At 68.7% G+C, this 24,143-nt stretch carries 21 protein-coding genes; 12 read left to right on the top strand and 9 right to left on the bottom strand.

What is annotated here, in order from left to right:
- Positions 1-146 precede the first annotated feature (146 nt).
- The 7 genes from ACNYS0_RS20705 to trxA all read left to right on the top strand — a co-directional run bounded on the left by ACNYS0_RS20705 (position 147) and on the right by trxA (position 9,713).
- Positions 147-2,516 (top strand): DUF6049 family protein, encoded by a 2,370-nt coding sequence (locus ACNYS0_RS20705; RefSeq protein WP_422475661.1) that lies wholly within the window; start codon positions 147-149, stop codon positions 2,514-2,516.
- Positions 2,517-2,561: 45 nt separating this feature from the next.
- Positions 2,562-4,808 carry a murein biosynthesis integral membrane protein MurJ gene (gene murJ / locus ACNYS0_RS20710; RefSeq protein ID WP_422475663.1) on the top strand — a complete coding sequence of 749 codons (2,247 nt, stop codon included), beginning with the start codon at positions 2,562-2,564 and terminating at the stop codon, positions 4,806-4,808.
- A 120-nt stretch (positions 4,809-4,928) separates the two neighbouring features.
- Positions 4,929-6,653 (top strand): protein kinase family protein, encoded by a 1,725-nt coding sequence (locus ACNYS0_RS20715; RefSeq protein ID WP_422475665.1) that lies wholly within the window; start codon positions 4,929-4,931, stop codon positions 6,651-6,653.
- 34 nt (positions 6,654-6,687) lie between these two features.
- Positions 6,688-7,401: an RNA polymerase sigma factor SigM gene (gene sigM, locus ACNYS0_RS20720; protein WP_422475666.1), complete on the top strand. Its 714-nt coding sequence runs from the start codon at positions 6,688-6,690 to the stop codon at positions 7,399-7,401.
- Positions 7,398-8,237, top strand: coding sequence for an anti-sigma factor family protein (locus ACNYS0_RS20725; protein ID WP_422475668.1), 840 nt, complete (start codon positions 7,398-7,400; stop codon positions 8,235-8,237). The genes sigM and ACNYS0_RS20725 overlap by 4 nt, the downstream gene beginning before the upstream one ends.
- A gap of 118 nt (positions 8,238-8,355) precedes the next feature.
- The gene (gene trxB, locus ACNYS0_RS20730; RefSeq protein WP_422475670.1) at positions 8,356-9,333 is read left to right on the top strand and encodes a thioredoxin-disulfide reductase; all 978 of its coding nucleotides are present in this window, start codon (positions 8,356-8,358) and stop codon (positions 9,331-9,333) included.
- A 47-nt stretch (positions 9,334-9,380) separates the two neighbouring features.
- On the top strand, positions 9,381-9,713 hold the full coding sequence (gene trxA / locus ACNYS0_RS20735; RefSeq protein WP_306322698.1) for a thioredoxin: 333 nt from the start codon (positions 9,381-9,383) through the stop codon (positions 9,711-9,713).
- A 105-nt stretch (positions 9,714-9,818) separates the two neighbouring features.
- On the opposite strand, the gene ACNYS0_RS20740 is transcribed toward trxA, so the two are convergent.
- The 9 genes from ACNYS0_RS20740 to rpmH form a co-directional block, all read right to left on the bottom strand.
- The gene (locus ACNYS0_RS20740) at positions 9,819-10,436 is read right to left on the bottom strand and encodes a GNAT family N-acetyltransferase (RefSeq protein WP_422475672.1); all 618 of its coding nucleotides are present in this window, start codon (positions 10,434-10,436) and stop codon (positions 9,819-9,821) included.
- A gap of 304 nt (positions 10,437-10,740) precedes the next feature.
- Positions 10,741-11,844, bottom strand: coding sequence for a ParB/RepB/Spo0J family partition protein (locus tag ACNYS0_RS20745; protein WP_422475674.1), 1,104 nt, complete (start codon positions 11,842-11,844; stop codon positions 10,741-10,743).
- Positions 11,841-12,917 carry an AAA family ATPase gene (locus tag ACNYS0_RS20750; protein WP_422482739.1) on the bottom strand — a complete coding sequence of 359 codons (1,077 nt, stop codon included), beginning with the start codon at positions 12,915-12,917 and terminating at the stop codon, positions 11,841-11,843. The genes ACNYS0_RS20745 and ACNYS0_RS20750 overlap by 4 nt, the downstream gene beginning before the upstream one ends.
- Before the next feature lie 255 nt (positions 12,918-13,172).
- Entirely contained in the window at positions 13,173-13,889 is a 717-nt protein-coding gene (rsmG, locus tag ACNYS0_RS20755) for a 16S rRNA (guanine(527)-N(7))-methyltransferase RsmG (RefSeq protein WP_385759055.1), read from the bottom strand.
- Positions 13,890-14,001: 112 nt separating this feature from the next.
- Positions 14,002-14,511, bottom strand: coding sequence for a Jag family protein (locus tag ACNYS0_RS20760; RefSeq protein ID WP_422408360.1), 510 nt, complete (start codon positions 14,509-14,511; stop codon positions 14,002-14,004).
- Positions 14,512-14,564: 53 nt separating this feature from the next.
- Positions 14,565-15,866, bottom strand: a complete 1,302-nt coding sequence (gene yidC / locus ACNYS0_RS20765) for a membrane protein insertase YidC (RefSeq protein WP_422475676.1) — start codon at positions 15,864-15,866, stop codon at positions 14,565-14,567.
- Between the two features lie 8 nt (positions 15,867-15,874).
- A complete protein-coding gene (gene yidD, locus ACNYS0_RS20770) occupies positions 15,875-16,225 on the bottom strand; it encodes a membrane protein insertion efficiency factor YidD (protein ID WP_266711973.1) in 351 nt (116 codons plus the stop codon).
- A complete protein-coding gene (gene rnpA / locus ACNYS0_RS20775) occupies positions 16,222-16,593 on the bottom strand; it encodes a ribonuclease P protein component (RefSeq protein ID WP_351332263.1) in 372 nt (123 codons plus the stop codon). The genes yidD and rnpA overlap by 4 nt, the downstream gene beginning before the upstream one ends.
- Before the next feature lie 20 nt (positions 16,594-16,613).
- Complete coding sequence (gene rpmH / locus ACNYS0_RS20780) at positions 16,614-16,751, bottom strand: 50S ribosomal protein L34 (RefSeq protein ID WP_006381191.1); 138 nt, start codon at positions 16,749-16,751, stop codon at positions 16,614-16,616.
- A 382-nt stretch (positions 16,752-17,133) separates the two neighbouring features.
- Here rpmH and dnaA point away from each other — a divergent pair, with 382 nt between their 5' ends.
- The 5 genes from dnaA to ACNYS0_RS20805 all read left to right on the top strand — a co-directional run bounded on the left by dnaA (position 17,134) and on the right by ACNYS0_RS20805 (position 24,007).
- Entirely contained in the window at positions 17,134-19,173 is a 2,040-nt protein-coding gene (dnaA, locus tag ACNYS0_RS20785) for a chromosomal replication initiator protein DnaA (protein WP_422475678.1), read from the top strand.
- Between the two features lie 927 nt (positions 19,174-20,100).
- On the top strand, positions 20,101-21,231 hold the full coding sequence (gene dnaN, locus ACNYS0_RS20790) for a DNA polymerase III subunit beta (RefSeq protein ID WP_326018482.1): 1,131 nt from the start codon (positions 20,101-20,103) through the stop codon (positions 21,229-21,231).
- Between the two features lie 163 nt (positions 21,232-21,394).
- Entirely contained in the window at positions 21,395-22,270 is an 876-nt protein-coding gene (gene gnd, locus ACNYS0_RS20795) for a phosphogluconate dehydrogenase (NAD(+)-dependent, decarboxylating) (protein ID WP_422475680.1), read from the top strand.
- 55 nt (positions 22,271-22,325) lie between these two features.
- Positions 22,326-23,450 carry a DNA replication/repair protein RecF gene (recF, locus tag ACNYS0_RS20800; protein ID WP_422408354.1) on the top strand — a complete coding sequence of 375 codons (1,125 nt, stop codon included), beginning with the start codon at positions 22,326-22,328 and terminating at the stop codon, positions 23,448-23,450.
- A complete protein-coding gene (locus tag ACNYS0_RS20805; RefSeq protein ID WP_422475682.1) occupies positions 23,447-24,007 on the top strand; it encodes a DciA family protein in 561 nt (186 codons plus the stop codon). The genes recF and ACNYS0_RS20805 overlap by 4 nt, the downstream gene beginning before the upstream one ends.
- The last annotated feature ends 136 nt before the right edge of the window (positions 24,008-24,143 follow it).

The following is a 24,143-nucleotide window of genomic DNA, read 5'->3' on the forward strand; positions in this document are numbered from 1 at the left end:
GGCCCGCGACAGGAGCACACCGGCGGCCCCCTACTCTTGCCCCCACGATCAAGCCGGGCAGACCGTGGCACTCAGCCACAGCGCTCCTCGTTACCATGCGTGGACACATCTGCGACCACCGACGACGACGAGGGACGGACGACCACGTGGCCGAGGCGGCAGACTTCCCAACGGTGAGTCCCTCACCTGCACGGCGACTGCTGCGGCGCACCGGGGCCCTGCTCGCGGCTGCACCGCTCCTGGCGTCGCTGCCACTGCTGCCCGCCGCGACCCCGGCCAGCGCCGCCACCCCGGCCACCGCCGCATCGAGCGCCACCGGGACCAGCACGGTCGACGTGGCCGTGAACTCCCTGTCGCCCAGCGCGCCGACGGACGGCGACACCGTCACGGTCACCGGCTCGGTGACGAACAAGGGCAAGCAGACGGTCACCGGCGCCCACGTGGGCCTGCGGGTCGGCACGTCCTACAGCGGCCGCACGGCTGTCGACGAGGCCGCGAAGAACGGCACGGGCGGCGCCGCGGACGGCCGCGAGATCTCCGGCAAGTACGGCAAGAAGTTCGCCAAGCTGGCGCCCGGCGTCGCGCAGGACTTCACGCTGTCGGTCCCGGTCAAGGCGCTGCGCCTCGGCTCCGACGGCGTCTACCAGCTCAGCGTCGCCCTGATGGGACAGACCGCCGCGCAGCCGTACCAGCAGACGCTCGGCATCCAGCGGACCTTCCTGCCCTGGCAGCCGAGCGGTGCCGACACGAGCACGAAGACGACGGCGCTGTGGCCGCTGATCTCCGATTCCCATCTCACCGCCGAGACGGGCGCGAACGAACAGCAGACGCCGGTCTTCGACGACAACGACCTCGCGAAGCAGATCGGCCCGGGCGGCCGCCTCCAGCAGATGCTGGCCCTCGGCAGCGAACTCGACGTGACGTGGGTGATCGACCCGGATCTGCTGGCATCGGTCGACGCCATGACGGAGCCGTACAAGGTCAAGGGGCCCGGCGGAAAGCTCAGGCCGGGCAGGAACCAGGCGGACGCCAAGCAGTGGCTGAGCGACCTGGAGACCGCGGTGCAGGGCCAGAAGGTGGTCACGCTCCCGTTCGCCGACCCGGATCTGGCGTCGCTCGCGCACACGGGCACGAAGGTCACCGGCTCCCTCGGCCACCTCAAGGACGCCACGGACGCCGCCGCCCTGACCGTGCAGACGATCCTGCACACCAAGCCGGACACCTCGTACGCGTGGCCCGCGGAAGGCGCCGTCGACCGGGACATCGTCAAGGTCGCCACGTCCGCCGGCGCCGACAAGATCATCGCGCGCAGCGACCACTTCCCGGAGACCGCCGGGCTGGCGTACACGCCGTCCGCCGCCCGCCCGATCGGCGGCGGCGCCTCGGCCGTGGTCGCCGACGGCCGCCTGTCGACCGCTTTCCAGGGCGACATGACGGGAGCCGAGAGCTCCACGCTCGCCGTGCAGGAGTTCCTCGCGCAGTCGCTGATGCTGAACAAGCAGACGGACAAACAGCGCAGCGTTGTCGTGGCCCCGCAGCGCATGCCCACCGCGAGCCAGGCCCAGACCATGGCCAAGGCGCTGCACGCGCTGCAGGACAGCACGTGGTCGCAGCCCCAGAGCTTGTCGGCCGCGGCGAAGGCGAAGCCCGACCCCGCCGCCACCACGCGCGTCCCGAACGCGTACCCCGCGTCGCTGCGTAAGCAGGAGCTGCCGCAGTCGGCCTTCGAGCAGATCCAGGCGACCCAGCGCGACCTCGAGAACTTCAAGGTCGTCCTCACCGACCAGTCCCGCGTGGTGACACCGTTCGGCCGCGCGATGGACCGGGAGATGTCCACGTCGTGGCGTGCGGAGTCGGACACTTCCGGGAAGTTCCGCGACGGCGTCTCCTCGTATCTGTCGGGCCTCACCGAACAGGTCGCGCTGATCGACAAGTCCGAGGTGAAGCTCTCCGGACGCAGCGCGACGATCCCGGTGTCGGTGCAGAACAACCTGTGGCAGGACGTCGACCATCTGACGCTGCGCCTCACCTCGGGCAACGGCACCCGCCTCAAGATCGGCGGCGACAACTTCCAGGACCAGGAAGTGAAGATCGCCAGCGGACACAGCCAGTCCGTGAAGTTCACGACCACGGCCAAGGCGACGGGCCCGATCACGGTGCACGCCCAGCTGTACACGCAGGACGGCGCGCCCTACGGCGAACCGCTCGCCTTCAAGGTCGACGTCACCGAGGTCACCCCGACCGTGATGCTCGTCATCGCCGGCGGCGTCCTGCTGCTCGTCCTGGCCGGGTACCGGATGTACCAGCAGCGCAAGCGCGCCGTCGCCGCGCAGCCCGACAAGGACGCCCCTGAGGGCGACTCCGCGGCCGCGGACGACGAAGAGAGCGACGAGCCGGAAGGCGACTCGACCGCCTCCGCACGGGCAGACGTTCCGCAGCAGCCGAGTGACCCGACGGCTGACACCGCTCCGGAAAGCACGGACCCGTCGGGCACGGGTGAGAGAGTGGACCGTTGAGCGATGTCGGGGCCGCTGGGCCGGGGACGATGAGGTGGGGTAACCATGAACGCGCCGTACGACGGTGAGCGTGGCCACGGCTCGGGCGGCTCTGCCTCGGGCGATGGTCAGCCGTACGCCGGTTCACCGCAGCCCGAGGGGCAGGTGCCGCCGCCGCAGCCTGCCCCCGACGCGTATCCGCAGGACGCGTACCTTCAGGACGCGTACGAGCAGGATCCGTACCGGGCGCACGACCTGACCGCCCAGGACCCGGTGACCGAGGCGCTGTACGACCGCGCCGCGCACCCTCCGCCGCCCCCGGGCACGCAGCAGGCTCCGCAGCCCTTGTACGCGCCGCCGCCCGCGCAGCAGCACCAGCCCGACCCCCGCGTGTGGGCGCAGACGCCCGCGCCGGAGCCGGCGGGCCCCACGCAGCATCTGCCGTACGGCGACGACGCCCGTACGACGCAGTTCGTGGGCGTCGACGACCTGGTGACGCACTCCGCGGAGGAGAGCCACGAACCGGACGCCTTCGCGCACCTGTACCGCGACCAGCAGCCCGGTCACAGCGGGGGCCGCCCGTCGGCCGAGCCCGTCGACAACCCGACCACGCAGCTCGGCCCTCCGCAGCCCCCGCCGCCACCGGCCAACACCGCCGCACCGGCGCCCGCGGCGAAGAAGGGCGGCCGCGCCTCCAGCCTCTTGAAGTCGAGCGCGGTGATGGCGGCGGGCACGCTGGTCTCCCGCCTCACCGGCTTCGTCCGCACCATGGTGATCACCGCGGCGCTGGGCGCCGGACTGCTCGGTGACACCTGGTCCGTGGCGTACACGCTGCCCACGATGATCTACATCCTCACCGTCGGCGGCGGCCTGAACTCGGTGTTCGTGCCACAGCTGGTGCGCGCGATGAAGGAGGACGAGGACGGCGGCGAGGCCTTCGCCAACCGTCTGCTCACGCTGGTGATGGTGGCGCTCGCCGCCATCACGGCGGTCGTCGTCTTCGCGGCGCCCCTGCTGATCCACCTGATGTCCAACACGGTCGCCGGCAACGCGGACGCCAACAGCGTCGGCGTCGCCTTCGCCCGCTACTGCCTGCCCACGATCTTCTTCATGGGCATCCACGTGGTGATGGGTCAGATCCTGAACGCCCGCGGGAAGTTCGGCGCGATGATGTGGACCCCGGTCCTCAACAACATCGTCATGATCTTCACGTTCGGCACGTTCATCTGGGTCTACGGGACCGCGGCCGAATCGCAGATGGGCGTCACGACCATCCCCGACGAGGGCATCCGCCTCCTCGGCATCGGCACCCTGCTCGGCCTCGTCGTGCAGTCGCTCGCGATGATCCCGTACCTGCGCGAGACCGGCTTCCGCTTCCGCCTGCGCTTCGACTGGAAGGGCCACGGCCTCGGCAAGGCCGTGAAGCTCGCCAAGTGGACCGTCCTGTTCGTCCTCGCCAACCAGGCGGGCGTACTCGTCGTCACCCAGCTCGCCACCGCGGCGGGCGAGGCGTCCCCGGTCGACGGCACCGGCATCATGGGCTACTCGAACGCCCAGCTCATCTGGGGCATGCCGCAGGCGATCATCACGGTCTCCGTCATGGCCGCCCTGCTGCCGCGCATCTCGCGCTCCGCCCACGACGGCGACCCGGGCGCGGTACGCGACGACATCTCCTCCGGCCTGCGCACCTCGGCCGTGGCGATCGTCCCGATCTCGTTCATGTTCGTGGCGCTCGGCGTCCCGATGTGCACCCTGCTCTTCGGCTCCAGCGGCGTCGAGTCCGCCCAGTCCATGGGCTACATCCTGATGGCGTTCGGCATCGGCCTCATTCCGTACTCCGTGCAGTACGTCGTGCTGCGCGGCTTCTACGCCTACGAGGACACCCGCACGCCCTTCTACAACACGGTCATCGTGGCCGCGGTCAACGCCGCCGCAGCGGGCATCTGCTACCTGATCCTGCCCGCCCAGTGGGCCGTCGTCGGCATGGCACTCTCCTACGGCATCGCGTACGCGATCGGCGTCGGTGTGGCCTGGCGGCGGCTGCGCAACCGGCTCGGCGGCGACCTGGACGGCGCGCACGTCGTCCGCACCTACGCGCGGCTCTGCCTCGCGTCGCTGCCGGCGACGGTGATCGGCGGCGGAATCGGGTACGCGGTCACGCAAGCACTCGGCCACGGCGTGCTCGGCTCGATCGCGGCGCTGGTCGTGGGCAGTGTGGCGCTGCTCGGAGTCTTCTACGTGGCAGCCCGAAAGATGAGGATCGAAGAACTGAATTCGCTGGTCGGTATGGTTCGAGGCCGTCTCGGCCGCTGAGTCGGCCGGAAGCGCGTGCAACCATCGGCAGCCATCGCGTGTCGTGCATAGCGCCGGACTGTGGGCACAATTGGCTTTGGCGTCGGAGTGAGCGCAACGGATGGGGAGGCAGGAACGACGGTGGCGGAACGGAGCACGGCTGCCGTCGACGTGGCCGACAACAGCGGTGATGAACCGCTGACCGCCAAGGCGGACAAGGCGGAGCAGGCCACGGCCGACGGGGTGGCCGATACCGGGGAGCAGGACGCGCCGGAGCGCGAGGAGGCCGTGGACACCGCGGAGACGGGGACTCATCTGAGCCCCGGCGCCGCGTCGCCGCCCGAGTTGCACAGCGGCCACAAGCTCGCCAGACGCTACCGGCTCGAGGAGTGCGTCACCCGTCTGGACGGTTTCAGCAGCTGGCGTGCGATGGACGAGAAACTCCGTCGCGCCGTCGGCGTGCACATCCTGCCCGCCGATCACCCTCGGGGCCGCTCGGTGCTCGCCGCCGCCCGCTCGTCCGCCCTTCTGGGCGACCCCCGCTTCGTGCAGGTGCTGGACGCGGTCGAGGAGAACGATCTCGTCTACGTCGTCCACGAGTGGCTGCCCGACGCGACGGAGCTGACCGCGCTGCTCGCCCTCGGCCCCCTCGAGGCGCACGACGCGTACCAGATGGTCAGCCAGGTCTCCCACGCCATGGCCGCCGCCCACCGTGAGGGCCTCGCCCACCTGCGCCTCACACCGAGCGCCGTACTGCGCACCTCCACCGGGCAGTGGCGCATCCGCGGCCTCGCCGTGAACGCGGCGCTGCGCGGCATCACCTGCGACACCCCGCAGCGCGCCGACGCCGAGGCCATCGGTGCGCTCCTGTACGCCTCGCTCACCCAGCGCTGGCCGTACGAGGACGACGCCTACGGCCTGTCCGGGCTGCCCAAGGGCGTCGGTCTCATCGCTCCGGACCAGGTGCGCGCAGGCGTCCACCGCGGTCTGGCGGAGCTCTCCATGCGCGCGCTGGCCAACGACGGGGCGACCGCGTCCCGTCAGGAGCCGCCGTGCACCACGCCGGAGGACCTGGTGAAGGCCATCGGCGAGATGCCCAAGATCCGGCCGCCGGAGCCCGCCTTCACGGCGCCGCCGGAGTACCAGCGGACCACGTACCAGCAGGGAAACTACGGCCGCTCCGCCCCGCACGTCACCCGGCCCGTCCCGACGCCGCCGCCCCCGCTGCAAAGCCGTACCGGCAAGGCCCTCAAGTGGGCCGTCTCCGCGCTGCTCATCGCGGCCCTCGGCCTGGGCAGCTGGCAGCTCGCCGACGCCCTCATGGACCGTGGCAACCCGGGCACCTCCGGGTCCACGGACACCTCGGACGACAGCGACAAGGGCGGCGGCAAGCAGCACGTGAAGCCGCTCTCCATCGACAGCGCCAAGGAGTTCGTCGCCGAAGGCGGCGCCCAGGCCCCGGGTGAAGTCGACAAGACGTACGACGACAGCAAGTCGACGTACTGGCGGACCAAGTCCTTCGTCGACGGCCCGAAGATGGTCATCAAGCCCGGTGTCGGCATCGTCTACGACCTCGGCTCCGCCAAGAAGGTGTCGGCCGCCTCGATAGGGCTCCGATACGGCGGCGACCACACCACGGTCTCCCTGTACGCCTCTCCGTCCCTCGAGCCGGGCTCGGTGTCCGGCCTGAAGCAGATCGGTTCCAAGACGGACTCGAAGACCACCTCCGCCAAGATCACGGCCGATCACCCGGTCAAGACGCGCTATCTGCTCGTCTGGCTGACCGCCCTGCCCCACGCAGGCCAGGATGGCTACAGCAGCGCGGGCTTCAAGCAGGGCATCACCGACGTGGAGTTCACCGGCTGACGGGTTCGGCTCACCACGGGGAGGGGGTTCGACAGTGGACGACGTCTATGGCGAAGTAAACGATCAGGACCTCCTCGCCCGTCATGTCGCGGGTGACAAGGACGCCTTTGGTGAGCTCGTCCGACGTCACCGCGACCGCCTCTGGGCCGTGGCCCTGCGGACCCTGGGGGACCGGGAGGAGGCCGCCGACGCGGTGCAGGACGCACTGGTCTCGGCCTATCGCGCCGCCCACACCTTCCGCGGCCAGTCCGCGGTGACGACCTGGTTGCACCGCATCACGGTCAACGCGTGCCTGGACCGGGCCCGCAAGATGGCCTCACGCAAGACGGCGCCCGTGGACGACGCCGACCGCCTGGACCAGCTCCTGGAGCCGCACGAGTCCGCGGAGGCCCCCGTCGAGCGGGGCGATCTGCACCGGCAGCTCCTGGAGGCGCTCTCGGTCCTGCCCAGCGAGCAGCGGGCGGCCCTCGTCCTCGTCGACATGCAGGGGTACCCGGTCGCCGAGGCCGCACAGATCCTCGACGTGCCGACCGGCACGGTCAAGAGCCGCTGCGCGCGCGGCCGAGCCAAACTGCTTCCCCTGCTGACCCATCTCCGCAACGACGTCGGAGATCAGCAAGCTGGCGAGAACCCGACCCTGGGAAGGAACCGGGCGCAGGGGACATCCGTCCCACCCGCAGCGGGACCTCGCGACGAGACAGGACCCGGCGATTCGGCTGCGGTGAAGGGCGGAGGTGGGCGAGCGTGACATCCACGACCGACACGGCAGAGCACCCGGAGGTCACCGAGATCTCCGACCTCGCCGAGGGACTGCTGCCTCCCACCCGTTCGACCGATGTCCAGCAGCACCTCGACGGCTGCCCGCTCTGCGCCGATGTCCTCGCGTCCCTGGAGGAGATCCGGGGAACGCTCGGCGCCGTGTCGGCTCCGCCGCGTATGCCGGAGGAGATCGCCAGCCGGATCGACGCCGCCCTGGCCTTCGAAGGCGGCCGTGAAACGGAGCCCGTTTCACGTGAAACATCGACTGCGACCGACCGCCCTGCCGGACATCCGCACGGGGCCACCGGCCCGGGCCGCAAGACACGTGGCAGTCGAAGGCGCACCGGTGCCGTTCTCGGGGCCGTACTGACAGTCACCGCGATCGGTGTGGGGGCCCTGCTCATCCAGAACGACGAGGGCGGCACACCTGTCGCAGGAAAGAGCTCCAACGCCTCGACCTTCGCCAAGGACACGTTGGAGACGAAGGTCACGACGCTGCTCGGATCCTCGACATTCGGCACGGAAGGAGTGGGACCCAGCACGCAGGGGACGAAGACTCCGATGAAGAAGGGCGCCGTCGCGGTGCCCCCCTGCGTCCAGCTCGGAACCCACCAGAACGAGGACCCCCTCGCCGCGGAGACCGGCACGTACGAAGGGAAGAAGGCCTACCTCGTCGTGCTGCCCCACAAGACCGATCCGGCCCACCAGGTCACGGCCTTCATCATCGATTCCTCCTGTGTCGGCTCGTCCTCGTCCTCAGCCGGCACGCTGCTGTACAAGCACGATTACGACCACGGCTCCGGAATGTCCAAGAGCACTCGCTAGGTGTGGCCGGGCACGTCGGGAATGCATGCCCCGTAGGATCCGTTGGGTGGGGTGAGAGTCCTCCGAATGGCCTCCCCTGGCAGTACGCAGCAGTCCCGCAGAGACGAGGAATCAAGCCGTGAGCGACGTCCGTAACGTGATCATCATCGGCTCCGGGCCCGCCGGCTACACGGCGGCGCTCTACACCGCGCGCGCGTCGCTGAAGCCGCTCGTGTTCGAGGGCGCCGTCACCGCTGGTGGCGCGCTGATGAACACGACCGACGTGGAGAACTTCCCCGGTTTCCAGGACGGCATCATGGGCCCCGAGCTCATGGACAACATGCGCGGCCAGGCCGAGCGCTTCGGCGCCGAGCTCGTCCCCGACGATGTCGTGGCCGTCGACCTGAGCGGCGAGATCAAGACCGTGACGGACACCGCGGGCACCGTCCACCGAGCGAAGGCCGTCATCGTCACCACCGGCTCGCAGCACCGCAAGCTCGGCCTCCCGAACGAGGACGCGCTCTCCGGCCGCGGCGTCTCCTGGTGCGCGACCTGTGACGGCTTCTTCTTCAAGGGCCAGGACATCGCCGTCATCGGCGGCGGCGACACCGCGATGGAGGAGGCCACCTTCCTTTCGCGCTTCGCCAAGTCCGTGACCATCGTGCACCGCCGCGACACCCTGCGCGCCTCGAAGGCGATGCAGGAGCGCGCCTTCGCCGACCCGAAGATCAAGTTCATCTGGGACAGCGAGGTCGCCGAGATCAAGGGCGACCCGAAGCTCGAGGGCCTGACGCTGCGCAACCTGAAGACGGGCGAGACCTCCGAACTCCCGGTCACCGGCCTGTTCATCGCGATCGGCCACGACCCGCGCACGGAGCTCTTCAAGGGCCAGCTCGAGCTGGACGACGAGGGCTACCTGAAGGTCGAGGCGCCCTCGACCCGCACGAACCTCACCGGTGTCTTCGGCGCCGGCGACGTCGTGGACCACACCTACCGGCAGGCCATCACGGCGGCCGGCACCGGCTGCTCCGCCGCTCTGGACGCCGAGCGCTTCCTGGCCTCGCTCTCCGACGGCGAGGCCGCCGAGCCGGAGAAGACCCAGACCGCCACCGTCTGACCCGAACTTCCACTCCCGTAATACCCCCAAGAAATGAGGAGCCTGCTGTGGCCGGCAACCTGAAGAACGTCACGGACGACACCTTCGACGAGGCAGTCCTGAAGAGCGACAAGCCCGTCCTGGTCGACTTCTGGGCCGCCTGGTGCGGTCCGTGCCGCCAGATCGCGCCGTCGCTCGAGGCCATCGCCGCCGAGCACGGTGACAAGATCGAGGTCGTCAAGCTCAACATCGACGAGAACCCGGGCACGGCCGCCAAGTACGGCGTCATGTCGATCCCGACCCTGAACGTGTACCAGGGTGGCGAGGTCGCCAAGACCATCGTCGGTGCCAAGCCCAAGGCCGCCATCGTGCGCGACCTCGAGGACTTCATCGCCGAATAGTCACGCGACGCCGTTTCACAGACGGCGGTCGTTGTTTCACGTGAAACACGAACGGGCCGACCCCTCCGGGTCGGCCCGTTTCCGTTCTGCGGGTCCATCGGTCGGTCACAGCGGCCGGAGTGCCGGTTCCTTCTGTACGGCTCCCAGAAGCCTGTCCAGGGCCATCTCGACGTCTTCCTTCCAGGACAGCGTCGTCCGCAGTTCCAGACGCAGCCGCGGATACGAGGGGTGGGGCCGCACGGTCTTGAACCCGACCGCCAGCAGATGGTCCGCGGGAAGCAGACAGGCAGGCCCGTTCCACTGAGCATCCCCAAAGGCCTCGATCGCCTTGAAGCCTCTGCGCAGCAGATCCTTCGCAACGGTCTGCACGATGACTCGACCCAGTCCCTGTCCCTGATAGTCGGGAGAGATCCAGGCCGTCATGAGCTGAACGGCGTCGGGCGACACCGGACTCGTCGGGAAGGCAGTGGACCGCGGGACGTAGGCGGGGGGCGCGTAGAGCACGAACCCGACCGGAACGTCATCCACGTAGACGACGCGTCCGCAGGAGCCCCACTCCAGCAGGACTGCGGAGATCCACGCTTCCTTCTCCAGCTCGGGCGTACCCGCCTTTACCGCGGCCTGGCCACTGACCGGGTCCAGCTCCCAGAAGACACATGAACGGCATCGATTGGGGAGGTCCGGGAGGTTGTCCAGCGTGAGCGGTACGAGCCGACGCCCCATGAAGGCAGTTCCTCGCTTCCTTCGCCCGCCGCTGCGCGGGCGGCCGTCAGAGCGCTCCGTTCCCTGAGCAGGCTGCCGACGAACCCGCCGACCGCTCCCAGGCCGAGACCTGCGGTCATCAGTCCGGTGCGACTCACCGATCGCATGACCCGCCTCCTGTATGAGGTGCCGCCGGGCGGATGCGCTCTTCCCGTCGCATCGTAACCACGTTGCGATGCGCTCGATACCGTAGACAAGCAAAGAGCGGGTCGTGTTCCGGTACACACCGGAACACGACCCGCTCTCTGTTCATCGAGGGCGGCGATCAGTCCTGTTCGTCGCCGTCCGTCTCCTCGGGGAGACCGTTCTGGAGCACGGGTCCCTCGCCGGGAGCGAGGGAGCCAAGGATGCGCGACAGGTCGTCCATCGAGGCGAATTCGACGACGATCTTGCCCTTCTTCTGCCCCAGGTCGACCTTCACCCGCGTCTCGAAGCGGTCCGAGAGCCGCGTGGCGAGATCGCTCAGTGCCGGGGAGACCCGGGTGCCGGCCCGCGGCCCCTTGGCCCGTGCGTTGCTCTTGGGACCCGAGCCCATGAGGGTCACGATCTCCTCGACGGCCCGCACCGAGAGCCCCTCGGCGACGATGCGGTGGGCCAGCCGGTCCTGCTCCTCGGAGTCCTCGACGGAGAGCAGCGCACGCGCATGCCCTGCCGACAGCACACCCGCAGCCACCCGGCGCTGGACGGCCGGCGAAAGCTTCAGCAGGCGCAGCGTGTTGGACACCTGCGGGCGGGACCGGCCGATCCGGTCGGCCAGCTGGTCGTGCGTGCAGTTGAAGTCCTTGAGCAGCTGGTCGTAGGCGGCAGCCTCTTCCAGCGGGTTCAGCTGCGCACGGTGCAGGTTCTCCAGGAGCGCGTCGAGAAGGAGCTTCTCGTCGTCCGTGGCACGCACGATGGCCGGGATGCGCTCGAGCCCTGCCTCGCGACAGGCCCTCCAGCGCCGCTCGCCCATGATGAGCTCGTAGTTGCCGGCCCCCACCTGTCGCACGACGACAGGCTGCAGCAGGCCGACTTCCTTGATGGACGTGACGAGCTCGGCGAGAGCGTCCTCGTCGAACACCTCACGCGGCTGGCGCGGGTTGGGCGTGATGGTGTCGATCGGCAGCTCGGCGAAGTGCGCCCCCGCGGGACGCTCGAAGGCGTCAGCTGCCGTGTCCGCCGACTCCTCGGTTTCCCGTGAAACAGGCGGCTGCGACAGCGCGGCCACCTTGGCGGCCGCCACTCCACGCTCGGTCGTCAGCACCGGCACCGAGGCAGGAGACGTCGACGCCCCTCCCGCCTGAGTGGCCGGGCCCGTCTTCTCTGGTGTGGGGGCAGCCGGGATCAGCGCGCCGAGTCCTCGGCCAAGTCCCCTCCGTCGATCGCTCACTGAATCCCCTCCGACGTACTCTGCTGGTCAAGTTGAGTGCCCGTGTGGGCATTCGGGGCCTCGTAGTGAATCCCGACTCCGCGAAGCGCCATCTCTCGTGCCGCTTCGAGGTAGGAGAGTGCCCCGCTCGACCCTGGATCGTAGGTCAACACGGTCTGCCCATAGCTCGGGGCCTCCGAAATACGCACCGAGCGCGGAATGCTCGTCCGAAGGACCTCGCCGGCGAAGTGGTTGCGGACTTCGTCTGCGACCTGGGACGCCAGCCGAGTCCGCCCGTCGTACATCGTGAGCAGGATCGTAGACACGTGCAGGGCGGGGTTGAGGTGCCCACGCACGAGATCCACATTCCGTAGAAGCTGTCCGAGGCCCTCCAGTGCGTAGTACTCGCACTGGATCGGAATCAGTACTTCCGCCCCGGCGACCATGGCGTTGATCGTCAGAAGGCCGAGCGACGGCGGGCAGTCAATGAGGATGTAGTCCAGCGGCTGCTCGTACGCCTGGATGGCGCGCTGCAGTCGGCTCTCCCGCGCGACCAGAGAGACCAGCTCGATCTCCGCACCGGCGAGATCGATGGTGGCCGGTGCGCAGAAGAGGCCTTCCACGTCGGGGACAGGCTGGACGACTTCGGAGAGCGGCCTGCTGTCGACCAACACGTCGTAGACGGAGGGCACTTCGGAGTGGTGGTCGACGCCCAGAGCCGTTGAGGCGTTGCCCTGCGGGTCCAGGTCCACCACCAGGACGCGCGCGCCGTGCAGCGCAAGTGAGGCGGCAAGGTTGACCGTTGTCGTGGTCTTACCGACCCCGCCCTTCTGGTTGGCCACCACCATGACGCGGGTCTGCTCAGGTCGTGGCAGGCCCTCGCCCGCACGACCAAGAGCTTCTACTGCCAGTTGGGCAGCACGACCGATGGGTGTGTCGTCCATCGGGGGCGGCGTTTCACGTGAAACATCCTCTCCCACCGATTCGGTACGGGGACCGGGGACCGGATCGGTCATCGGTCCCGCGATGTTGGCGTCGGACCGCAAGGATTCACTCTCCTCGACTTCAGGCTCGCAATGAACAGAGCCTCCCATGCCTTCGGGGTCGAGAACCAGCGAGGCCCGTGCTTCTGTGGACGAATCCCCCTCTGTGGACAACTCCGTGTCCGTATCGAGGGACCCGAGGGGTTTCCGGTCGCGGGGAGCGGCCGCCGCGCGGCCACGACTGATGATGCCCTGCAGCAGTGAGCGACGTTTCACGTGAAACACGATGCACCGCAGCGCGATGCGCTCCCGCGCGACACCCCGAGATGGGTACGTTTGACAGCTTTTCTGGAGTACTGCGGGTCGTCAGCGCCTGCGCCGGGCACGTCCCGTGCGAGCCGCCTTGGCGCGCTTCGCCGCGAAACGCACACCGCCGGGGCTCTCCCCGACCTCTACGCGCACGACGGTCGACAGGGGGTCCACGACGCCCTCGCCGACGTGCAGCACCGATGTCTCCACCGCGCCGAGCTTGCTCAGGGCGGTGGCCGCGCTCTTGAGCTCTTCCTCCGCCGTGTCGCCCTTGAGCGCCAGCATCTCCCCGTACGGCCGGAGCAACGGAACGCCCCACGCGGCCAGCCGGTCCAGCGGGGCCACGGCGCGAGCGGTGACCACATGCACGGGAGTCAGCTTGCCGAGGACCTCCTCGGCCCGCCCCCGCACGACGGTCACATGGTCGAGCCCGAGCAGCTCGACGACCTCCGTCAGGAAGGTCGTACGACGGAGCAACGGCTCCAGCAGAGTGATCTTGAGGTCGGGGCGGACGAGAGCGAGCGGAATGCCCGGCAGACCCGCACCCGAACCGACGTCGCACACGGTGACGCCTTCGGGGACCACCTCGGAGAGCACGGCACAGTTCAGGATGTGCCGCTCCCACAGACGCGGCACCTCGCGAGGGCCGATGAGGCCGCGCTGTACTCCCGCGTCAGCGAGAAGCTCCGCGTACCGGACCGCGTCCGGGAAGCGCTCCCCGAATACCGCCCGGGCCTGCTCCGGGGCCGGGGGGAGTTCTGCTGCCTCCGTCACGGGAACCGTCCTTCCGTACCGCTCTACCGCAGTAAGTGGCTGACTAACAGGCTGACAAAGATCGGCCCCGCCTGCGAAACAGACGGGGCCGGAAGGCGACGTGTGCTGCCGATCAGGCAGGAAGCACGACGACGAAGCGCTGCGGCTCCTCGCCCTCGGACTCACTGCGCAGGCCGGCCGCCTTGATGGCGTCGTGCACGACCTTGCGCTCGAAGGGCGTCATCGGGTTCATCTTGACCGGCTCGCCGGTGCTCTTCACCTCGGCCGCGGCCTTGGCGCCCTGCTCGCTGAGCTCGGCGCGCTTCTTCGCGCGGTAGCCGGCGATGTCCAGCATCAGGCGGCTGCGGTCCCCGGTCTCCCGGTGCACCGCGAGGCGGGTCAGCTCCTGGAGCGCCTCGAGGACCTCCCCGTCGCGGCCGACCAGCTTCTGAAGATCGCGGCTGCTCACGTCGCTGACGATGGATACGGCGGCCCGGTCGGCCTCCACGTCCATGTCGATGTCGCCGTCGAGGTCGGCGATGTCCAGCAGACCCTCAAGGTAGTCCGCGGCGATCTCACCCTCCTGCTCGAGGCGGGTCAGGGTGTCGCCAGCCTCAGCAGCGGCGGTGGTGCCTTCCGTCACGGGATGGGCTCCTTCTTGCGTCAAGGCTTGCGCCAACGTCTTACGTCGAGGTCTTACTTCTTGGACGGGGACTTCGGCCGCTGCGGGCCGCCCTTGCGCTGCCCGGACTTGGCCTTGCTGCGCTGCTGCGAGCCGCCCGCGGGCTTGGCGCCACCGGACTGCTTGGCCTTGGACTGCGGCTTCGCGTCCTCCGGCTCGTCCTGCTTCTCCAGCGAGGTCTTCCCCTCGGAGGAGGAGTCGTCCTTCGCCGTCGAGCCACCGGACTGGCGCTGAGACTTGGACTGACGCTTGGGCTGCTGGCGCTTCGGGGTGCCCTTCGGCAGACCGTCCTCGTCCAGCTCCTCCGTAGCGGAGCCCTTGGCCACGGTGCCGTCGGCCTGGGCCGCGAGGCCGGCCTTGCTCAGCCCGTTGATGAACTTGCGCTCGTACTCGTTGCGGTCGCGGCCCTTGGCGACGATCGCCTTGACGATGTTCCGCTCGCGCTTGTTCCTCGTGGCGCTGTGCTCGACGACGTGCTTCTGCAGACCCTCGAGCATCTTCGCCTGGGCCTTGGAGCCCGGCGTGGGGTTCCGGCTGATCACGTACATCTGCTGGCCCATGGTCCACACGTTGGTGGTCAGCCAGTAGACGAGGACACCGACGGGGAAGTTGATGCCCATGAAGAGGAAGATCAGCGGGAAGACGTACATCAGCATCTTCTGCTGCTGCATGAACGGCGTCTTCACCGTCAGGTCGACGTTCTTCGTCATCAGCTGGCGCTGCGTGTAGAACTGCGACGCCGACATCATGATGATCATGACCGCGGTGACCACGCGGACGTCGGTCAGCGACGCGCCCATGGCCTGGACCTCGGCGGCGCTGTCCGTGAACTTGGCGGCCAGCGGAGCACCGAAGATGTGCGCCTTCTGGGCGCTGTCCAGGAGCGACTGGTTGATGACGCCGATGGTCTTGCCCTCGGCGATGGCCGCGAGCACGTGGTACAGGGCGAAGAAGAACGGCGACTGCACGAGAATCGGAAGGCACGAGGAGAGCGGGTTGGTACCCGTCTCCTTGTACAGCTTCATCATCTCTTCGGACTGACGCTGCTTGTCGTTCTTGTAGCGCTCCTGGATCGCCTTCATCTGAGGCTGGAGCAGCTGCATGTTCCGGGTCGACTTGATCTGCTTCACGAAGAGCGGGATCAGGCAGATCCGGATCAGGACCACCAGGGACACGATCGACAGGCCCCAGGCCCAGCCGGTATCAGGGCCGAAGATCGCCCCGTAGACCGTGTGGAACTGGACGATGACCCACGACACCGGGGTCGTGAGGAACGCGAAAACGCCTGATACAGCGTTGACGATATCGGAAATCATGTCCCTGATCAGGCTCCTTGGGCGTTGGGCGAAGTCGCTCCGGACTTATTGTCCTGTGCAGAGGGGCTGTCGCCCTCAACGGCGGGGGCCGTTTTTTTGTCCCCGCGCCATGCCTCGCGCAGCATCTCGTGCCAGCGCGGACGCTTGCGTGGCGGAACATAGTCGACCCCGCCCAGCGACCACGGATTGCACCGAAGGATCCGCCAGGCGGTGAGCGCTGTTCCCTTGACCGCCCCGTGCCGGTCGATGGCGGTGAAGCCGTAGTGGGAGCACGACGGGTAGTACTTGCACACCGGACCCAGCAATGGACTGATGGTCCACTGGTAGATCTTGATCAAGGCAAGCAGTGGGTACTTCATCGCGCGCCCCCTCCCAGCAACCGCTGAAGGGCGGCATCCAGGTCTCGGGCCAGCTGTGCGTGGGTCGCGTCGCCCGCTCCGGGCAACGCACGTACGACTACCAGGCTACCTGGGGGCAACAAAGCCACCCGGTCTCGCATGAGGTGCCGAAGTCTGCGCTTCACCGCGTTCCGTACGACGGCGCCACCCACGGCCTTGCTCACGACGAAACCCGCACGCGGCGGGGAGAGAGTCTCCCTGGGCGCGTGCGGGTCCGTTGAACCGCTACGTAGGTGAACGACGAGAAGCGGGCGTCCGGCCCGACGTCCCCGGCGTACCGCGGTCGCGAAGTCTTCGCGCCGCCTCAGCCGATACTCGGTAGGCAGCACGTCATGACCTGATTACGAGATCAGGCGGACAGGCTGGCGCGACCCTTGCCACGACGGTTGGCGAGAATCGCACGACCGGCGCGGGTCCGCATGCGAAGGCGGAAGCCGTGGGTCTTGGCACGACGACGGTTGTTCGGCTGGAAGGTGCGCTTGCTCACTCGGGGGCTCCTGAAAAACGTGTGGTGGCGGGACATCGCCTGGCTGTCACCGTGCGCCCACGAGTAGCTCGCGAATACGCCCGAGTGCACCGCTACACGGTCCGCAAGAACTGTGGATCGTGACCTTGCCCATCGGAGGCAGGCGGCAGCAGCCATCGACAACTCGACCTGGTCACGGTACGCGCGGCTACGCCATCCGGTCAAACCGACGTCATGCGGGGGACACTGTCCACAGGCTGGGGACAACAACTTGAACCGCAGCGGTCGCGCTGACTACCGTGGCTGAACTCCGATTCGTTCCCTTCTCACCGCCCCACCCGATTTTCTTCCCGATCCGTCCCAGGAATCACACGTTCGTGGGACCAGCGAGAGAGCGTGCCCTGTGGCTGACGTACCTGCCGATCTTGCCGCAGTGTGGCCACGAGTTCTGGAGCAACTCCTCGGGGAAGGCCGCGGGCAGGGCGTCGAGACGAAGGACGAGCACTGGATCCGGCGCTGTCAGCCGTTGGCACTCGTCGCCGACACCGCGCTGCTCGCCGTGCCGAACGAATTCGCCAAGGGCGTACTCGAGGGCCGGCTGGCCCCGGTCGTCAGCGAGACCCTCAGCCGCGAGTGCGGCCGCCCCATCCGGATCGCGATCACCGTCGACGACTCCGTGGGCGAGCCGCCCGCCCCCGCGCCCACGCCCCCGCCGGCGTACGAGGGCTACGAGCGCCGCGGCGCCGACGAGCACGGCCAGGGCCCGCGGACCGAACAGCCCCCGGCCCCCCGCCCCGACCAGCTTCCGACCGCCCGGCCCGCCTACCCGGACTACCAGCGCCCCGAGCCGGGCGCCTGGCCGCGTCCGCAGCAGGACGAGTACAACTGGCAGCAGCCCCGGCTCGGCTTCCCTGAGCGGGACCCGTACGCGGCGCCCACACAGCAGCCGCAGCACGACTACCGGCAGCAGGAAAGGTCGCCCTACGACCAGCAGCAGTCGTACGACCAGCAGCAGTCGTACGAGCAGGAGCGCGGCCGCTACGACCAACAGCAGGAGCGCCCCCCGTACGAGCAGAAGGGGGACGGGCGCCCCTCCTATGAGGACCGCCCCTCTTATGAGGACCGTTCCTCCTACGAGGACCGCTCTTCTTACGAAGACCGACCTTATGAAGACCGCTCCTACGAGGACCGCTCTTCTTATGAAGAGCGGTCGTCCTATGAGGAGCGCGGTTCCTACGAGCCTTCGCGTGAGCGGCCGCAGCGCCGTGAGCCCGGCAAGCCCGCGATGGGCGGCCGTCCTCCCCAGGACGGCGGGCACGGCCCCGGCGGGCACGGCAACCGTGGCGTGCCCAGTGGAGCGCCCGGCCCCCTGGCGGCCCAGCCCGCGCCGGCGACCGGCCCCGGTGAACCGACGGCACGCCTGAATCCCAAATACCTCTTCGACACGTTCGTGATCGGCGCGTCGAACCGCTTCGCGCACGCGGCCGCGGTCGCCGTCGCCGAAGCACCCGCCAAGGCGTACAACCCCCTGTTCATCTATGGGGAGTCGGGCCTCGGCAAGACGCACCTGCTGCACGCCATCGGGCACTACGCGCGCAGCCTGTACCCGGGTACGCGTGTGCGGTACGTGAGCTCCGAGGAGTTCACCAACGAGTTCATCAACTCGATCCGCGACGGCAAGGGCGACTCCTTCCGCAAGCGGTACCGCGAGATGGACATCCTGCTCGTCGACGACATCCAGTTCCTCGCGGACAAGGAGTCGACGCAGGAGGAGTTCTTCCACACCTTCAACACGCTCCACAACGCGAACAAGCAGATCGTGCTGTCCAGTGACCGGCCGCCCAAGCAGCTGGTGACGCTGGAGGACCGGCTGCGCAACCGGTTCGAGTGGGGCCTGATCACGGACGTCCAGCCGCCGGAGCTCGAGACCCGTATCGCCATCCTTCGTAAGAAGGCGGTGCAGGAGCAGCTCAACGCGCCTCCGGAAGTGCTCGAGTTCATCGCCTCCCGCATCTCGCGCAACATCCGTGAGCTGGAAGGGGCGTTGATCCGCGTCACGGCGTTCGCGTCACTCAATCGACAGCCCGTGGACCTGGGACTTACGGAGATCGTCCTCAAGGACCTGATCCCCGGTGGCGAGGACGCCGCTCCCGAGATCACGGCCTCGGCCATCATGGCGGCGACCGCGGACTACTTCGGTCTCACCGTGGAGGACCTCTGCGGATCTTCCCGCAGCCGCGTCCTGGTGACGGCCCGGCAGATCGCGATGTACCTGTGCCGTGAGCTGACCGACCTCTCGCTGCCGAAGATCGGCGCCCAGTTCGGCGGCCGCGACCACACGACCGTGATGCACGCGGACCGCAAGATCCGCGCGCTGATGGCCGAGCGCCGCTCCATCTACAACCAGGTCACCGAGCTCACCAACCGCATCAAGAACGGCTGACAGCAGCCCGGTTACGACCCGCAGGGCGCTTCGGGAACGACTCCCGGAGCGCCCTTTTCCGTGCCTTCGGGGCGGGGTCGCAGCCGGGTCGGCCACCGCTTCGAAGACACCTCGCGCTCAACCGGTGTTCGATTCCCCGCCGCGTTACGGGTGTTCTCCACAGATCTGGCAGGTTTTTGCGATCCACACCCTGGGGACCGGGAAGTTGTCCAGACTGCATCCACAGCACTCCACGACGGCAGGGCATCACACCAGGTCAGGCGGCTGTGGATTCGTGGAAAAGTTCTCTCCACAGCCTGTGGAGAGATTTTTTCTCCACAGGCTGTGCATGACGTTGTCCACTGGCAACCCACAGGCTCGCGACCGTTGTGCACAGCGATCAAGAGCTTCTCCACACGGCTGTCCACTGTTCGGCAACGCAACGCGCCATCTCATCTCCGCGAGTGAAAGGCGTCACACCAAGGTGGTCGGTTGGGCTGGGGAGAACCTGGGTAAAGCTGGGGACGGCGCTGGGGAGAAGTCACCCCAGCCTGTGCATCGAGTGTGCAGAACTTTCCGCCGTCCACAGCGGAGGCCGGTTGTCCACCGCTCCGGCCCACAGGCCCGGTGGACAAAAAACCGCCTCTGACCTGCGCTTTAGAGGTTATCCACGCTTTCCACAGCCCCTACTACTAAGACCAACTAGTAAGAGCTGGGAATTCGTCTCGAAGCGGGGGCTGTGCACAACTCGCTCTCGGCACCTCGCCCTCGGTCCGGCACGACTTGACCGAGGCAGGCAACGACTGTCAGTGCCGTGCGTCAGACTGGTCCCCGGTGTTCTCCCCAGCAGTGGGCCGAGCGACACCACGTCTGCCGACGCAGATGGCAGACCGAAGACCGAAGACCAAGCAGGGCGAGAGCAGCCAGCAACTGCAGGAGGCGGCTTAAGTGAAGATCCGGGTGGAACGCGACGTACTCGCGGAGGCGGTGGCCTGGGCGGCGCGCAGCCTTCCGGCACGACCGCCTGCGCCCGTCCTCGCCGGCCTTCTCCTGAAGGCCGAGGAGGGCGCACTCAGCCTGTCGAGCTTCGACTACGAAGTCTCGGCACGCGTATCGGTGGACGCGGAGATCGACGAGGAAGGCACGGTGCTCGTCTCCGGTCGCCTGCTCGCCGACATCTGCCGCGCTCTGCCCAACCGTCCGGTGGAGATCTCCACAGACGGTGTACGAGCGACCGTCGTCTGCGGCTCCTCGCGATTCACACTCCACACGCTTCCTGTGGAGGAGTACCCGGCGCTGCCGCAGATGCCGACCGCCACGGGCACCGTCCCGGGTGAGGTCTTCGCCGCTGCCGCCTCCCAGGTGGCCATCGCGGCCGGCCGTGACGACACGCTGCCCGTCCTCACCGGTGTGCGCATCGAGATCGAGGGCGACACGGTGACGCTGGCGTCCACCGACCGCTACCGCTTCGCCGTCCGCGAGTTCCTGTGGAAGCCGGAGGACCCGGAGGCCTCCGCGGTCGCCCTGGTGCCCGCCAAGACACTCCTGGACACCGCCAAGGCGCTCACGAGCGGTGACACGGTCACGCTGGCGCTCGCCGGCTCCGGCGCGGGCGAGGGCCTCATCGGCTTCGAGGGCGCGGGCCGCCGCACCACCACCCGTCTTCTCGAGGGCGACCTGCCGAAGTACCGCACGCTGTTCCCGACGGAGTTCAACTCCGTGGCCGTCATCGAGACCGCCCCCTTCGTGGAGGCCGTCAAGCGCGTGGCCCTCGTCGCCGAGCGCAACACCCCGGTGCGGCTCAGCTTCGAGCAGGGCGTGCTCATCCTGGAGGCCGGCTCCAGCGACGACGCACAGGCTGTGGAAAGGGTGGACGCCAACCTGGACGGCGACGACATCTCGATCGCCTTCAACCCGACCTTCCTGCTCGACGGTCTGAGCGCGATCGACTCCCCGGTCGCCCAGCTGTCGTTCACGACGTCCACCAAGCCCGCGCTGCTCTCGGGCAAGCCGGCCGTGGACGCCGAGGCGGACGACGCGTACAAGTACCTGATCATGCCGGTGCGGCTCTCCGGCTGAGGAGCTTGAGGGGCGGGCCGCCCGGGTTCGCCCGAGCGGCTATGCCCACAGGTGTGCGGGAGCGTCCGGGTTTAGGCTCGGACGCAGGTACGGGACACCACGCACGCGTGGTCCGTACCGCCCCGCACCACCTCACGCCTCGTCGCAACGTAAGGAACCACTGATGGAGTTCGGTCTCGTCGGCCTCGGCAAGATGGGCGGCAACATGCGCGAGCGCATCCGCCGCGCCGGCCACACCGTCTTCGGCTACGACCGCAATCCGGACCTCGCGGACGTCCACAGCCTCAAGGAGCTTGTGGGCAAGCTCAAGGGCCCGCGTGTGGTGTGGGTGATGGTCCCGGCCGGTGCCGCGACCCAGTCCACGATCGACGAGCTCGGGGAGCTGCTCTCCGAGGGAGACATCGTCGTGGACGGTGGCAACTCGCGCTGGACGGACGACGAGAAGCACGCCGAGGAGCTGGCGGCCAAGGGCATCGGCTTCGTCGACGCGGGCGTCTCCGGCGGCGTGTGGGGCCTGGAGAACGGCTACGCGCTGATGGTCGGCGGCTCGGAGGAGAACGTCGCGAAGGTCAAGCCGGTCTTCGACGCGCTCAAGCCCGAGGGCGACTTCGGCTACGTCCACGCGGGCAAGGTCGGTGCCGGGCACTTCTCCAAGATGGTCCACAACGGCATCGAGTACGCCATGATGCAGGCCTACGCCGAGGGCTGGGAGCTCCTGGAGAAGGTCGACTCCGTGGACAACGTCCGCGAGGTCTTCCGCTCCTGGCAGGAGGGCACGGTCATCCGCTCCTGGCTGCTCGACCTCGCCGTCAACGCCCTCGACGAGGACCAGCACCTCGACAAGTTGCGCGGTTACGCCGCCGACTCCGGTGAGGGCCGCTGGACGGTCGAGGCCGCGATCGACAACTCGGTGCCGCTGCCCGCGATCACCGCGTCGCTGTTCGCCCGCTTCTCCTCCCGCCAGGAGGACTCGCCGCAGATGAAGATGATCGCGGCGCTGCGCAACCAGTTCGGCGGCCACGCCGTCGAGTCCAAGTAAGCGACACCTGTAGAAAACCGCTGTTCAGAACTCTGGGGGAGGTCGGCCCACGACCATGCACGTCACGCATCTGTCGCTGGCCGACTTCCGCTCGTACGCCCGGGCCGAGGTCGCACTCGACCCGGGCGTCACCGCGTTCGTGGGCCCGAACGGACAGGGCAAGACGAACATCGTCGAGGCCGTCGGCTACCTGGCCACGCTCGGCAGCCACCGTGTCTCCTCGGACGCCCCGCTGGTGCGCATGGGCGCCGAGCGCGCCGTGATCCGGGCGCAGGTACGGCAGGGCGAGCGCCAGCAGCTCGTCGAGCTGGAGCTGAACCCGGGCAAGGCGAACCGCGCGAGGATCAACAGGTCCTCGCAGGTCAAGCCGCGTGACGTGCTGGGGATCGTCCGGACGGTGCTGTTCGCGCCCGAGGACCTGGCCCTGGTGAAGGGCGATCCCGGCGAGCGCCGGCGCTTCCTCGACGAGCTGGTCACCGCGCGCTCGCCCCGGATGGCGGGCGTGCGCTCCGATTACGACCGCGTTCTGAAGCAGCGCAACACGCTCCTGAAGACCGCGGCGCTCGCGCGGCGGCACGGCGGGCGCTCCATGGACCTGTCCACGCTCGACGTGTGGGACCAGCACATCGCGCGCGCGGGCGCGGAGCTGCTCGCGCAGCGGCTCGACCTGGTCGCGACGTTGCAGCCGCTGGCCGACAAGGCGTACGAGCAGCTGGCGCCGGGCGGCGGGCCGATCGCCCTGGAGTACAAGCCCTCGTCCCCCGAAATCGTCGGGCACGCGCGCGAGGAGCTCTACGAGCAGCTCCTCGCCGCCCTCGAAGGGGCGCGCAAGCAGGAGATCGAGCGGGGCGTCACGCTCGTCGGCCCGCACCGCGACGAACTGGTCCTCAAGCTCGGCCAACTGCCCGCCAAGGGCTACGCGAGCCACGGCGAGTCCTGGTCGTACGCGCTGGCGCTGCGCCTGGCCTCGTACGACCTGCTGCGGGCCGAGGGGAACGAGCCGGTGCTCGTCCTCGACGACGTCTTCGCCGAGCTGGATGCGCGCCGCAGGGAGCGCCTGGCGGAGCTCGTGGCGCCCGGTGAGCAGGTTCTGGTCACGGCCGCCGTCGACGACGACGTACCGGGGATACTCGCGGGCACCCGCTACGCGGTGTCGGACGGCACGGTGGAGCGGCTGTGAGCGCCGGAGAATCCCCCGAAGGTGCGAAGGGTCCGCGGGAACCAAAAGGCGATCCCGAGCCTTCTGGTGTCGACCTGGCGCGCGTCGCCCTCCGTGCTGCGAAAGAGGCGGCACGCGCGCGTGGTGACTCCGTGCAGCAGAAGAAGCAGGCGCGGCGCGGCGGCGGACTGCGGTCCGGGGCGCGCTCCGACGGGCGGGACCCGATGGGGCTCGGCCCCGCCATCAACCGGCTGATCACGGAGCGCGGCTGGGAGACGCCGGCCGCGGTCGGCGGTGTCATGGGGCGCTGGCCGCAGATCGTCGGCGAGGACCTCGCCAAGCACTGTGTTCCGCAGACGTACGACGAGGACGAGCGGGTCCTGGTGGTGCAGTGCGATTCGACGGCCTGGGCGACGCAGGTGCGGATGCTGGCTCCGCAGCTGGTCAGGCGGTTGAACGAGGATCTCGGGCACGGCGCAGTGCGGCGCATCGACATCAAGAATCCCGGGGGCGGCCCCCGCCGCTACGGCCCCTTGCGAGCCCCCGGAAGCACGGGTCCCGGCGACACCTACGGGTGACCGATCGGCCGCCGTAGCTGGTGGTTCACACCCCGAAGCGCTGAGTGCCGCTGTGAGCCTCTTGGAGCCCCGCTCCGCATAGGGGGAGTCGGACGATCCCGGTTGAGGGCGGCACATGAGGACTCAGGCACCGCCA

This window comes from Streptomyces anthophorae, assembly GCF_049310305.1.
Lineage (GTDB): Bacteria > Actinomycetota > Actinomycetes > Streptomycetales > Streptomycetaceae > Streptomyces.

Coding starts and splice junctions, on each gene's coding strand:
- ACNYS0_RS20740 (WP_422475672.1), bottom strand. CDS start 10,436: ATGGGGCGTCGGCTCGTACCGCTCACGCTGGACAACCTCCCGGACCTC.
- ACNYS0_RS20750 (WP_422482739.1), bottom strand. CDS start 12,917: ATGGGAGGCTCTGTTCATTGCGAGCCTGAAGTCGAGGAGAGTGAATCC.
- murJ (WP_422475663.1), top strand. CDS start 2,562: ATGAACGCGCCGTACGACGGTGAGCGTGGCCACGGCTCGGGCGGCTCT.
- yidD (WP_266711973.1), bottom strand. CDS start 16,225: ATGAAGTACCCACTGCTTGCCTTGATCAAGATCTACCAGTGGACCATC.
- gnd (WP_422475680.1), top strand. CDS start 21,395: ATGGAGTTCGGTCTCGTCGGCCTCGGCAAGATGGGCGGCAACATGCGC.
- yidC (WP_422475676.1), bottom strand. CDS start 15,866: ATGATTTCCGATATCGTCAACGCTGTATCAGGCGTTTTCGCGTTCCTC.
- recF (WP_422408354.1), top strand. CDS start 22,326: ATGCACGTCACGCATCTGTCGCTGGCCGACTTCCGCTCGTACGCCCGG.